Origin of the sequence: Myxosarcina sp. GI1, from assembly GCF_000756305.1 — a bacterium.
GTDB lineage: Bacteria > Cyanobacteriota > Cyanobacteriia > Cyanobacteriales > Xenococcaceae > Myxosarcina.
The window spans coordinates 113102-126362 of record NZ_JRFE01000016.1 but is presented as its reverse complement, the minus strand read 5'-3'; the positions used below and the strand labels follow the sequence as shown (position 1 = coordinate 126362).

Genomic DNA, 13261 nt, shown 5'->3' with positions numbered 1-13261 from the left:
TACTCGCTACTTCCGCGTAGCAGTACTAGGCAGATGTTTCTAACTCGAACTCTAAAGCTTTTTTCTGCATCATCTGAAAAATATTATAAAAACCATTAGCGCGGGAGGGAGTCAGGCTAACTTTCAATCCCGTCTCTTCAATAAAATTGGGCTGAATCTTGATTATGGCTTCTGGTGGTAAGTCGTTTAAGCCTTCAATTAATAATGCCACTAATCCTTTTACCAACTGCGCGTCCGAGTCACCCTGATATTTCACCTTACCCTCATGCAAGGTAGCTGTAATATAAACTTGCGAAACGCACCCCTTTACTTTGTTGGCTGGGGTTTTTTCCGTCTCTGGCATTGGGGGAAGTTTTTTAGCATACCAAAGTAGCTGCTCGTATTTTTGTTTGGGATCGGAGCGGCGTTTGAAGCGAGCGACTATTTTTTCTAACTTAGGTGATAAAGATTTTGAGTCGGATGGCATAAGCTATAAATAACTAGGTGCAAAAAAATTAACATCTAGTTACACTCTATCAAAACTAAGTATACAATTAGAGGCTTTAAAAAAGCCAAAACTTGGTTGAAAAAAAAATTTTGTTATTTAGATAACAACTGTTTGAAGAATCTGTCCCTCAGTCAGATAAACTTGACTTTGAGAGGCAAAGCCAGTTGCGAGGTTTTTATTAGTGAAAAAAGTATTAGGCATTATTCTCGGAGGCGGCGCGGGTACTCGTTTGTATCCTTTAACCAAATTAAGGGCAAAACCAGCAGTACCGTTAGCCGGTAAATATCGTTTAATTGACATACCAATTAGTAACTGTATTAATTCAGAAATTGTCAAAATCTATGTTTTAACTCAGTTCAACTCTGCTTCTCTCAATCGACATCTAAATCGCAGCTATAATTTTTCTGGATTTAGAGAAGGATTTGTAGAAGTATTAGCAGCACAGCAAACAAAAGATAACTCTGGATGGTTTCAGGGAACGGCTGATGCGGTTCGTCAGTATCTCAATGTACTTCAAGACTGGGATGTAGAAGACTGTATTATTCTTTCAGGAGATCATCTCTATCGCATGGACTACAGCAAGTTTATCGATCATCACCGAGAAACTGATGCCGATATCACTCTATCTGTATTGCCAATTGATGAAAAAAGAGCCTCTAGCTTTGGTTTGATGAAAATTGACAATAACGGAAGAATTATCGATTTTTCAGAAAAACCAGAAGGTGAAGCTTTGAAACAGATGCAGGTAGATACCACCGTCTTAGGCTTAGATGCCGAACAAGCTAAAGAGAAACCCTATATTGCATCTATGGGTATCTATGTATTTAAAAAAGATGTTTTAGTTAAGCTACTTGAAAAAAACCCAGAGCAAACAGACTTTGGTAAAGAAATTATTCCCAGCGCCAATAAAAACCATCAAATCAACGCTTTCTTATTTGATGGATATTGGGAAGATATTGGAACTGTTGAATCTTTTTATGAAGCTAATTTGGCTTTGACTATTCAGCCCAAACCGCCCTTTAGCTTTTTTGACGAGCAAGCCCCGATCTACACTCGTTCTCGCTATCTACCTCCTACTAAACTGCTCAACAGTAGCGTTACAGAATCGATGATTGCTGAAGGCTGTATTATAAAAGACTGTCGCATCAACCATTCAGTAATCGGTCTGCGCTCTCGGATAGAATCTAACTGCACTATTGAAGATACTTTAATTATGGGTGCTGATTTTTACGAGTCTTTACCAGAACGCGAAACAACAGTTGAGAACGGACAAATTCCTGTTGGAATTGGTGGAGGCTCGACCATCCGCAAAGCAATTGTCGATAAAAATGCTCGGATCGGGCAGAATGTACAAATTGTTAACAAAGATCGAGTAGAAGATGCTCAAAGAGAAGAAGAAGGTTTTTATATTCGTAGTGGAATTGTAGTTGTTTTGAAAAATGCTACCCTAGCCGACGGTACGGTAATTTAAACTCAAACAGCTAATAGTTCGCTAAATATTCTTTCTGTGGTATGGCAACTCAGTTGCCATACCTTTTATCTTTCTAAAAGAAAGGGTTACACTCTAAAGAAGAAGCTTAATTTTTGGTTGAAGTTAAATTAATTGTCACAGAAACTTTGCTTTTGCAAGCTAAGGTTTCTTGCAACCGCTTCCAAAATTAACTAGAACTTTTAAGGAGAAAACTAAAGCGAATGCCTTCTGCCGAATTTAAAGACTATTACGCTGTTTTGGGAGTAAGTAAAACAGCTAGTAGCAGTGAAATTAAAAAAAAGTTTCGTCAACTCGCTTTAAAATATCATCCCGATCGCAACCCTGGCGATCGCCAAGCAGAAAATAAATTTAAAGAAATTAGCGAAGCTTACGAAGTACTTTCCGATGAGGATAAACGCACCAAGTACGATCGTTTCGGTCAGTATTGGCAGCAGGCAGAACGCGGTGGAACGGCAGGCTGGTCGGGAGCTAGAAATGTAGGCGTTGACGTTAACGGCTTCGACTTTAGCAAGTATGGTAACTTTGAAGAATTTATCAATGAGTTATTAGGTCGTTTTTCAACACCAGAAGGTTCTGGCAGCAGCAGCTACAATTATTCCAGTCGGACTGGCAACACACGAAATGCCTATAGTAATGTTAATATGGGCGATTTCGGCAACTTTGGCAGCACTCGCACTCGCAGTAGTACTCCTGCCAATAGCGAAGCTAATATTACCCTTAGCTTTGCCGAAGCCTTTAGGGGAACGACAAAACGTCTTAACCTGGGTAGCGAAACTGTAGAAGTGCGTATCCCTGCGGGAGTCAAACCAGGTAGCCGTATTCGCCTGCGTGGCAAAGGTCAGACTAATGCTTATACCAAACAAAGAGGCGATCTATATCTCAACGTAGACTTGCAATCCCATTCTTTCTACACGTTTGAAGGGGATAATCTCAGTTGTGAAGTGCCGATCGCTCCAGATGAAGCCGTACTAGGAGCTTCAATCGACGTACCCACTCCCGACGGTATGGTAACAGTAAAAGTACCTGCCGGAATTCGTCCCGGTCAAACCCTGCGGCTTAAAGGCAAGGGTTGGTCTTTACCCAAAGGGGGTAGAAGCGATCAGTTAGTTAAAATCACCATTGCCACTCCCAAACAAGTCAGTAAGGCAGAACGAGAACTTTACGAAAAAATTCGCGCTCTCCGCAGTGAAGAACCTCGTAGCGGTTTTCAAAAGATCGATTTATAAATTTAATACTTTGGATAGATTTTAAACGCAACTTATAAGTAAAATTTAGTGAAAACTACAAACCATACAATGTTGGTATTAAAAAAAGTAAATTTTTATCAGTTTTTAACCGCTTCGCGCTAGCTATAAGCTCTTATTAGCTAATGGCTAACGGCTAAAAGCTTTTTAAAGCGTATTACCTTAATCGCATCCAAGTCGTGGCTCTGCTAAGGAGTTTAATTTTACCGAGGCGATCGCGAATTAATCTGAATCTAGATATAGAATGAGCGAATCCTCTTCCCAGCCAAAACAGCAAAATAACTTTTATATTGTGGCAATTGGAGCTTCTGCTGGAGGAGTACAGGCATTAGAATCATTTTTTAGTAACTTACCCGACCATCCTAATGCCGCTTTTGTAGTCGTGCAGCATCTCTCGCCAGACTTTGAGAGTATGATGAGCGACATACTACAGCGTAAGACCTCGATGCGCGTTAGTACCATCCAAGACGAAGTGGCAATCGAACCTGGACGAGTTTATGTTTTGCCACCCAAAAAACATTTAGTCTTAAGAAATCGTCGCCTGCACTTAATTAAATCTCCCGAATCTTTTGATTATCCCATCGATAAATTTTTTCAATCTTTGGTAGAAGGATGGGGAGAAAAAATAATTGCGATCGTGCTTTCGGGAACTGGTAGCGATGGAACTAAAGGAATAAAAGCAATTAGTAAAATTGGCGGTATCGGTTTGGTACAGTCTCCAGAAACCGCGCAGTTTACCAGTATGCCCAGTAGCGCCATACCTTCTGGTTCGGTAGATGAAATTCTCTCCCCTCAAGAGCTTGCCGAAACCGTATACGAACTGATCCGCTATTCGGAAAACTTTCCCGAAGCTTCACCAGAAGAAGCGGTTTTAATCGATCCAGAACGTCTGCAACAGATTTTAGATATCCTCGCCGAACGGGAAGAAGTTGACTTTTCTCACTACAAAATTAGTACTCTTTCCCGTCGCATTCACCATCGCTGTGCCTTGACCCGCATTTCAAACCTAGAAGAATATATCGCCCTGCTTGAAGATTCAGAAGAAGAGCAAAAACTACTGCGCCAGGACTTATTAATCGGCGCGACTCAATTCTTTCGCGATAAACCAGCTTGGAAATTTTTAGAAGATCGGGTACTGCCTAAGATAATTGAGAACTTAGAACCGCAAGAACAGTTAAGAATTTGGGTTACGGCTTGCGCGAGTGGAGAAGAGGCTTATTCGATGGCGATGTTGGTTGATGAAGCAGTTGCCAAAGTCGATAAGCCAATCAAAGTCAAAATTTTTGCTACCGATATTGATAATAATGCTTTAGAAACAACCGCTAAAGGAGTTTATCCCGACAGCATCAGCAATGATGTCTCTGCCGAACGCCTGGAAAAATACTTTACCTTTAGCGGTAATCGCTTTCAGGTCAAGCGTTTTTTGCGAGAGATGCTAATCGTCGCACCTCACAACCTTACCAAAAATGCGGGTTTTTCTAAAATGAACCTGGTTAGCTGTCGCAACGTGCTGATTTATATGCAGCCTCAGCTACAGCAACAGGTACTGCGCTTGCTCCATTTTGCTCTGGCTCCTCAAGGTGTCTTGTTTTTAGGAAGTTCGGAAACTTTAGGTGATTTGAATGATGAATTTAACTGCTTAGAATCAAAGTGGAAACTATTCCGCAAGCGGCGTGATGTTACTTTTTCTTTAGGACAAATTGCTAGGCGCACTGTAGTTACTCCCATTCAATCTATAACTCGTAACAAATCCAAAAACGATCGCGTAGAGCGGTTGTTAAAAGAAGTATTTAAGTATTGTTTGAGCGACCGCAAAATTACCTGTGTTTTAGTCGATATAGAGAACCAACTGTTGCGAGTGTTTCATAATGCGGCGGGGTTGTTAGAATTTCCTATTGGCGAAGCGATGCTAGACATTACCGAAATCGTCAATCCCAGTCTCAGACTGCCCCTTACTACTGCTCTCTATCGTGCCAAACGCGATCGCGCCTCTGTTCTCTATACGGGAATTAAAATTCGGCGAGATGAAGAAGAACTTACGGTTAGTTTGCGTATAGGTTTTAAGGCAGACGATACCGCTTTAGAAGATTATCTCATCGTCGTCTTAGAAATAGAAGAGCCAGTTGCATCCTCGTCTTCTACTAGAAGATTTGAAGTAGATGAAGAAGCAGCACAACAGCTTACCGAACTAGAATACGAACTGCAACAAACCCGCGAAAACTTGCAGGTAACAATTGAAGAATTAGAAACTACCAATGAAGAACAACAGGCGACTAATGAAGAACTGTTAGCTTCTAACGAAGAACTGCAAAGCACCAACGAGGAATTACAGTCGGTCAATGAAGAACTATATACCGTCAATGCCGAACATCAAAACAAAATTGACGAACTAACCCAACTCAACAATGATATCGATAACTTACTTCGCAGTACCGATATCGGTGTGGTATTTTTAGACCGCCATCTTAATATTCGTAAATTTACTCCTGCGGCAACTCAAGCAATCAATATTAGATCCAAAGATATTGGTCGTCCCATAAGAGATCTGACTAACAATTTAAACTACCCCAATCTTGCAGAAACTTTGCAGCAGGTTATAGACAAAAAAAAGTCATTCCAGCAAGAAGTAAGTATTTCCCAAACAAAAGAGCATTTATTGATGCGGGTCAATGTCTATTTGCAGGAAAATGGGCAGAGCGACGGTGTAGTAGTTACCTTTGTCAAAATTGACGAACTAAAACAGGTAGAAGAAAGACTCCATCAGACAAATTCTCTGTTAGAAAGTTTGTATGCTACTAGTCCTGCTGGTTTGAGCCTCCACGACTCGGAATTAAAATACGTACGCATCAATCAGGCATTAGCTAATATCAATGGTTTTTCTGTAGAAGAACATATCGGTAAAACTACTAGAGAAATTTTACCCGAACTAGCCGATACTATAGAACCAATTTTGCGCCGAGTAATCGAAACCGCTCAACCGAGATGTAATGTCGAGATTTGCGGTAGTACTCTTGCCGAGCCAACAGTAGAACGTTGCTGGAATGCCAGTTACTATCCCGTCGATTTACTCGATGGCAAACGGGGTGTCGGCTCGGTAATCGTAGAAATTACCGATCGCAAACAGGCAGAACAAGCTTTAAGAGATAGTGAAACCAAACTACTAGAAGCCCAAAAACTAGCTCGTATGGGCAGTTGGGAAATGGAAGTTGGCAAACAGTTCGATCTCGCTCTAGCCAGGGCTGTTTGGTCGGCAGAATTGTTTGATATTTATGGTTTAGATCCCAAGCAACCCGTTCCAACTTTTGGAGAATTGCTGGAGCTACATCCACCCGAAGACCGTCAGACAATACGCGAGGCATTCGAGCAGTTACTAGCTAACTGTACTCCCTATAACTTAGATATTCGTTGCGATCGCCCAGATGGAGAAGTACGCTATCTCAACACTATAGGCAGAGCTATTTGTGAGGATAGATCTCGCTCTCAGCCGATAAAGCTTTATGGAACGATAATTGATATTAGCGATCGCAAACAGATCGAAGCCGAATTAGTGCGTCAAAATCGGGCATTAGAAGAAGCGATCGCTGTCGCCCAGGCAGCAGACTCTGCCAATCAGGCAAAGAGCGACTTTTTAGCCAATATGAGTCATGAAATTCGCACCCCCATGAATGCTATTTTAAGCGTCGGACAGCTACTAGAACTTACCGAACTCAATTCCGAACAGCGCGAGTTTTTAAAGACTCTCAAATCTAACGGCAAAAGACTGTTGACATTAATCGATGACATTCTCGATTTGTCTAAAATTGAGGCTAAGGAACTAAAACTGGAAGAGAGCGAATTTGCCCTTCAGTCAGTCATGCAAAATTTGCTCGACTCTTTTAGCCCCCAAGCTGATGCTAAAGGTATTGAGTTAAACGCTAATACTGCTTCGGAGCTACCTCAATATCTCATTGGTGATGAATTTAGATTGCAGCAGGTTTTGGGTAATCTGGTTAACAATGCTCTAAAATTTACAGAACGAGGCAACATTACCATTGAAGTTTACCCGATAAACCATTCTCAGGCAGAAACTTCATCTATTACCGTTGGCTTTAGCGTTAGAGATACAGGCATTGGTATTCCCGAAGGCGATCGCCAAAATCTGTTTCAACCATTTACTCAAGCCGATAGTTCTACCACGCGCAAGTATGGAGGCACTGGTTTGGGATTGACTATTTGTCGGCGGATCGTGGAATTGATGAACGGTAAAATTGGTTTGGAAAGTACCGTTGGTGAAGGTTCGACATTTTGGTTCAGCGTTCCCTTGAGAATAGCAGCGCAACCTGCGCTCGCCAATTCTTCAATTTTTGATACTACGCAAAAAACCGATACCAAGGCAGCCGCGTCAACCTCGATTTTAGTTGTCGAAGATTACCCCGACAATCGCGATTTATTAATCTTTATGCTTGAAGCTATGGGTTACAAAACCGACTATGGGGTTAACGGGAAAGAAGCATTAAATAAGTTGGCAGCAAAAAAATACGATCTGGTGTTAATGGACTGTCAGATGCCAATCTTAGATGGCTATCAAGCTACTAAAACTCTACGACAACGGGAAGCCGACGGTAATAACTCAGACTCTGACACCCCTCATACTGTAGTAATTGGCTTGACTGCCCATGCTATGGAAGGCGATCGCCAAAAATGTTTGGCGGCAGGTATGGACGACTACTTAAGCAAACCCATAGATATGGAAAAATTAGCTGAGATAGTCCGAAAATGGACTTAAAAACTCTAGTAGCTCATTTTTATGACCATACCATTAGACATTAGCGAAATTTGGGAAAAATTAGCCATACCTAGAGGAGGCAAAATTATTTATGTCGTTCTCGATGGTGTAGGTGGTCTGCCAGATATTAGCCGTGGCGGAACCGAACTACAAGTAGCTCAGACTCCCAATCTGGATGCCTTAGCCAAACAATCCAGTTGCGGTTTATTAGAAATTGTCGGTCCAGGCATTACTCCAGGTAGCGGTCCCGGACATTTGACTCTTTTTGGCTATCATCCCCTGAGATACAGTTTGGGTAGGGGTGTCCTGTCGGCTATGGGTATCGATCTCGAACTGCAAGAAGGAGACGTAGCAGCACGGGCTAACTTTGCCACTATCGACGAGGCGGGAAAAGTCAGCGATCGCCGCGCTGGGAGAATTGCTACCGAACTAAATCAACACCTCTGTCAAAAAATTCGCGATAAGGTAGAGCTAGATTTTGACGGCGAGTTTTTCTTTAAAACCGTGAGCGAGCATCGAGCGGTACTAGTTTTAAGAGGATCGGGATTGAGCGGCGACTTACCCGATACCGATCCCCAACAGACTGGAATTGCACCCCACGAACCTCAACCAAATTCGGAAGCGGCGCGACTGACAGCACATTTAGTAAGTACCTTTATCGATCGAGTTCGAGAAGTTTTAGCCGACGAACAATCAGCCAATGGCATCTTATTAAGAGGTTTCGAGCAGTACCATCCCTTACCTGGCTTGGGCGATCGCTTCAAGCTCGATGGAGTTTGTATTGCTGACTACCCAATGTATCGTGGCGTTAGTCGTTTATTGGGAATGAAGATTTTACCACATCCAGGTGGGGTAGAAGAGCGTTTTCAAGCACTGGCAGATTGCTATGGTGATGACTTTGACTTTTACTTTCTGCACGTTAAAAAAACCGATAGCTATGGCGAAGATGCAGATTTCGATCATAAAGTAAAGACAATTGAGATGGTAGATAACCTCATACCTCAAGTAACCGCTCTCAATCCAGATGTGTTAATTGTAACTGCCGACCACTCCACACCCTCCACTATGGGAAAACATAGCTGGCATCCCGTCCCAGTAATGCTTTCTGCTGCCACTGCTAAAATAGATGCCGTAGACAGCTTTGATGAATATTCTTGTATGCGTGGGTCTTTAGGAACTCGCCCTGGTACTCACTTAATGGGTCTAGCTTTAGCTCATGCAGGACGACTAGAAAAATTTGGTGCTTAAATCTATTAATAAACAATGAGCAATGAGCAGCTAGACCCTTGTTGTTCAATGTTCAATGTTCAATGTTTTGCAAGCTATTTTGACTGTCAATTTCTATTTGTCGAAATTTGTCAATTAAAGGCAAAACTTTTTCTTCTTCATCCTTTACATAATTGTAGATTTCGACAAAATTACGGTCTATTTCTTCGTAAATAATGTCCAGTTTGGAACCCAATCTATCTTTTAGTTCCCGCTCGAAGCGTACTTTTTCACCCTCCAGTTTATTTTCAAAGCGAGCGATCATTTGTTGTTTTTTGAGCAATAAAGCACCGCCAGCAAATAAAATACCAACTCCAGCAAACGCAGTACCAATAATATCTAAAATTAAAATTTCGGTAATGGCAGCGATCGCGCCTCCCGCCACAGTTGCCGCACTACCGCCCAAAAAAGTGGGGGCGACACTCGCACTAATCGATTCGATCGATCTTAAGAAATCGCGACCGTCTAGCAAACCAGCAACTTTTCGCTGTACGACTTCTACAACTTCTTGACGGTTTTCAATGGTTTCGATAATGATATTGCTACTATCGACGCGATCGATTTTCATTTGCTGTAAGTCTCCTAGCAAATCGCGCAATAGCTGACGAATACCGCTCATAAAATGCTCGATGCCATCTTGAGATATGTCTCGCAGCGAAGTTTTGAGTTCGGCTTCGCAACTTTGCTTTAATTCTTCCATCCACAGAGGAGCGGATTTGTTAGCACTAAATAGAGTTGTAAAAGAACCTTTGATTAAATTTGGCAAAGTTAGCTTATCGCGAAATTCAACCTTGACGCGATTGGTAATTGAGTCATATTTAGCCAGCAATCTAATTATTAGAGAATCTAACTCAAAACCAGACTGTTGTTTGTTTTGCTGTAGCTTAGTTTCAATGTTGGTAACTACGGCGCGATCGATTTCTAGCTGTTGCTGTAAATTGTCCAGTTCTTGTCCTAACTGTTTGACAATTGCGGCGGTAGTATTGGCAACACCTTGGAGCTTGAGTTTTTGAGTATTAGCACCCAGAGTATTGTTAATGTAGTTTCTAACCTCAGCAAAACCGCTATTAGCTTCGCCATTAAATTCTAGTTCGGCTGAAGTAGCAAAAATAATCGGCGCACTAATTTCTTTTTGTTTTGCCAACTGTTCCAGGTTGGCTCGATTTTTGGCTAATTCTTCTGGCTTGGTCAGATCGGCTTGCTGTAAGATAAAAACTACTTTTTTACGCCATTGAAGATTGACGTAGTCTAACAACTCCCAAGCACTTTGTGTATAGGGATTTTTAGCAAAAAAAACAAAAAAGATTAAATCGCTGTTGGGAATAAACTGTTTGGTAATTGCCTGATGATTGTCAATAACTGTATTCGTACCAGGGGTATCGACAATCGATACGGTTTTCAAAATTTCAACCGACAAACCAACTTTTTTTAAATAGGGACTGATAAATTTATCATAGGGGCGATCGCTCCAGACAATTTGCTGAATTAGATCGGTACAGGGTTCGGCAGCGGTCGGACAGATGTTTTCTTGTAGTAAAGCATTAATAAAACTGCTTTTACCTGCTTTTACCTCACCCACAACTACAAACAAAAAAGGTTCGTCTAGATTTTTTCTTAAGTTTTCAATAGTTGTCTGTAATTGTCGGTTTTTAATCTCTGCGGCAAAGTTTTTTAACTGATGCAGCAAGTTACCTAGACGAGATTTCTGCTGGACTAGCTGTTTATCGACTATTAAATCGCTCATTTTTGGTTAACGTAGTCGTCGGGTAAGGTAATACTTAAATATAAGCTTTAGGCTTTAGGAGAATCGGTTCTTTCTACTATTTTCCCACATCAATATATACTGAGCGAAAGAAAGATTGGCTTAAAAACGATGAGTAAGACTAAAGCAGTGTTGTGTGGCTATTATGGCAAAGGTAATGGTGGAGATGAAGCCTTATTGATGACTTTGCTACAGATGCTGCCAGAAACAGTAGAGCCAATCGTGCTTTCTGCCAACCCAAAAGCAACGCAAAAATTTTACGGTGTGGCTAGCTGCAATCGTACTTCGGCATTTTCCCTACTCCAGGCTTTGAAAATTTCAGATATCTTTATTTGGGGTGGTGGTAGTTTGATGCAGGATGCTACTAGTTTTACCAGTCCAGTTTACTACGCTGGCTTGATGGCGTTAGCGCAACAGCGCGGTTTAAAAACTATTGCCTGGGCGCAGGGAATAGGACCGCTCAATCGCTCCTTTTCTCGTTGGCTGACAAGACAGGTATTATCAGGCTGTACTGCTATTAGCGTTAGAGATAGAGCTTCAGCAGAGTTATTAACCAACTGGAACTTTACGCCTTTGGTAGCTCCCGATCCCGTTTGGGCATTAGAGAGTTCTGCGGTTAGTGGCTTGTGGGATTTACCAGCCCCCAGGGTAGCAGTAACTCTACGTTCTCATCTCCTGCTAACTCCCCAACGTCTGCAAACTTTAACTAAAGCACTGATAGAATTTCAAGCTGCAACTCAATGTTTTATTTTGCTCGTACCCTTTCAACAGAGTCAAGATCTAGCGATCGCCAAACAGATTGCCGCGCAGCTAAAAAATTGCAGCCAAATTATCACCACGCAAAACCCCAAAGAGTTGAAAGGTATTTTTAGAGGGGTAGAAATGGCAATTGGTATGCGGCTTCATAGTTTAATCATGGCAGCCGCCGAAGAATGCCGCTGTTTTGCTCTCAGTTACGATCCTAAAGTCACTCAACTGATGGAAGAACTAGATTTACCTGGATGGGAACTGGCACATTTACCAGAAGCTGCCAGCACTATTAGCATGGCTTGGCTCGAAAACTACACGAATGCAGAAGCTTTAGACAAAACCCGAATCGAATCGCTGATAGATCGAGCTTTGCTTCATCAAGAACTGTTAATAAACTCTATTAATTAGGGCGGCGATCTTGGCAATTACTAAAGCTGAGTATAAGCTTTATCTAATTGAATATAAAGCTATTACAAAGCAAAAAGTTATCTTGGTAATTAGTATTTATACTTAATGCTATGCCAAAATCTCTTATCGTTTCCGTTAATATTGACGGAGCAGCCAATCGGACAACCAATTAGAACTATTTAGCACTATTGAAATCTTATGAGTGAAGTCAATCAAAATTCCACTTCTTTCAATGCCCAATCTGATTCCGAACTCGTAAAAACTATAGAAATAACCGTTGATGAAGTGGTAAAAGATGAAGTAGTCAGTCATAGCGATCGCACCTTTTCTGAGGACGCAAAAGAGTCTTGTAACCCCAAGCAAAAGATCGACTGGCATAAAATAGCTCACAAGTTGCGCGAACAAAACCGCAAACTATTCAAACAGGTATTTCAACTAGAGCAAGAAAAAGCCGATTTAGATAACCGACTACAAAAACAACTAGAAACCTCTTATAGCAGCGATGCTACTATAGCCAAACAAGCAGCGCAAATCGAACACAGCCTCGAACAGATTTCTCTGCTAACAGAACAGCTAGAAATTTCTCGGCAAGAAGCTAGAAGCGATCGCGATACCTTAAATCATTTAGCACAGAAATTAGAATCATCGCAACAACATACTGCTCGATTGGAAAGAGAATGCGCCTTATTGCAAGAAAATCATAACGAAAAAACTTATCAGTTGCTCGACAAAGACAAACAAATACAAAAACTGTCTGCCCGTCTGAGAAGACAAGAAGATAAAGCACTACAAGATGACTCTACACTAAATATGCACGAGCGTCATACTTTACTAACTTCTCAATCTACACCGGCTAAAATTACTCGCATAAAAAATCAACCAATTCAGGCATGGTCGATGGCGATGCGAGAACAAAACCTGCCTTTACCAGAAACTTCTCAATCTACACCAAATAATGCTTCTAGACAAACTCATAAATGGCTCGCTCCAGCGATCGCTAAATCGGAACAAACCAAAATTGAATCTCTAGCAGCGGTAAAACTGCCCAAATTTCCTCGTAAAAGTTAGTTCGAGCAAGAAGAAAAGC

At 41.5% G+C, this 13261-nt stretch carries 8 protein-coding genes; 6 read left to right on the top strand and 2 right to left on the bottom strand.

The features are described from left to right. Positions 1 to 25: 25 nt before the first annotated feature. On the bottom strand, positions 26 to 466 hold the full coding sequence (locus tag KV40_RS12155; RefSeq protein WP_036481564.1) for a SufE family protein: 441 nt from the start codon (positions 464 to 466) through the stop codon (positions 26 to 28). Between the two features lie 202 nt (positions 467 to 668). Here KV40_RS12155 and KV40_RS12150 point away from each other — a divergent pair, with 202 nt between their 5' ends. From KV40_RS12150 to KV40_RS12135, 4 genes are all read left to right on the top strand, one after another. Beyond that, positions 669 to 1958: a glucose-1-phosphate adenylyltransferase gene (locus KV40_RS12150; protein ID WP_036481562.1), complete on the top strand. Its 1290-nt coding sequence runs from the start codon at positions 669 to 671 to the stop codon at positions 1956 to 1958. Between the two features lie 221 nt (positions 1959 to 2179). Then, complete coding sequence (locus tag KV40_RS12145) at positions 2180 to 3205, top strand: DnaJ C-terminal domain-containing protein (protein ID WP_036481560.1); 1026 nt, start codon at positions 2180 to 2182, stop codon at positions 3203 to 3205. Between the two features lie 262 nt (positions 3206 to 3467). Next, positions 3468 to 7988 carry a chemotaxis protein CheB gene (locus KV40_RS12140; protein ID WP_036481558.1) on the top strand — a complete coding sequence of 1507 codons (4521 nt, stop codon included), beginning with the start codon at positions 3468 to 3470 and terminating at the stop codon, positions 7986 to 7988. Between the two features lie 21 nt (positions 7989 to 8009). Next, the gene (locus KV40_RS12135) at positions 8010 to 9236 is read left to right on the top strand and encodes a 2,3-bisphosphoglycerate-independent phosphoglycerate mutase (RefSeq protein WP_036481556.1); all 1227 of its coding nucleotides are present in this window, start codon (positions 8010 to 8012) and stop codon (positions 9234 to 9236) included. A 52-nt stretch (positions 9237 to 9288) separates the two neighbouring features. Here KV40_RS12135 and KV40_RS12130 read toward each other — a convergent pair whose 3' ends face one another. Further along, complete coding sequence (locus KV40_RS12130; RefSeq protein WP_036481554.1) at positions 9289 to 10998, bottom strand: dynamin family protein; 1710 nt, start codon at positions 10996 to 10998, stop codon at positions 9289 to 9291. Positions 10999 to 11127: 129 nt separating this feature from the next. Between KV40_RS12130 and csaB the strand changes: the two genes are divergently transcribed. Both csaB and KV40_RS12120 read left to right on the top strand, forming a co-directional pair. Next, positions 11128 to 12174 carry a polysaccharide pyruvyl transferase CsaB gene (gene csaB / locus KV40_RS12125; RefSeq protein WP_036481551.1) on the top strand — a complete coding sequence of 349 codons (1047 nt, stop codon included), beginning with the start codon at positions 11128 to 11130 and terminating at the stop codon, positions 12172 to 12174. 198 nt (positions 12175 to 12372) lie between these two features. Continuing rightward, positions 12373 to 13242, top strand: coding sequence for a hypothetical protein (locus KV40_RS12120; RefSeq protein WP_036481548.1), 870 nt, complete (start codon positions 12373 to 12375; stop codon positions 13240 to 13242). The last annotated feature ends 19 nt before the right edge of the window (positions 13243 to 13261 follow it).

Bases quoted from the DNA above. Each gene is read 5' to 3' on its own strand.
- csaB (WP_036481551.1), top strand. From the start codon at position 11,128: ATGAGTAAGACTAAAGCAGTGTTGTGTGGCTATTATGGCAAAGGTAAT.
- KV40_RS12140 (WP_036481558.1), top strand. From the start codon at position 3,468: ATGAGCGAATCCTCTTCCCAGCCAAAACAGCAAAATAACTTTTATATT.
- KV40_RS12130 (WP_036481554.1), bottom strand. From the start codon at position 10,998: ATGAGCGATTTAATAGTCGATAAACAGCTAGTCCAGCAGAAATCTCGT.
- KV40_RS12135 (WP_036481556.1), top strand. From the start codon at position 8,010: ATGACCATACCATTAGACATTAGCGAAATTTGGGAAAAATTAGCCATA.
- KV40_RS12145 (WP_036481560.1), top strand. From the start codon at position 2,180: ATGCCTTCTGCCGAATTTAAAGACTATTACGCTGTTTTGGGAGTAAGT.
- KV40_RS12120 (WP_036481548.1), top strand. From the start codon at position 12,373: ATGAGTGAAGTCAATCAAAATTCCACTTCTTTCAATGCCCAATCTGAT.
- KV40_RS12155 (WP_036481564.1), bottom strand. From the start codon at position 466: ATGCCATCCGACTCAAAATCTTTATCACCTAAGTTAGAAAAAATAGTC.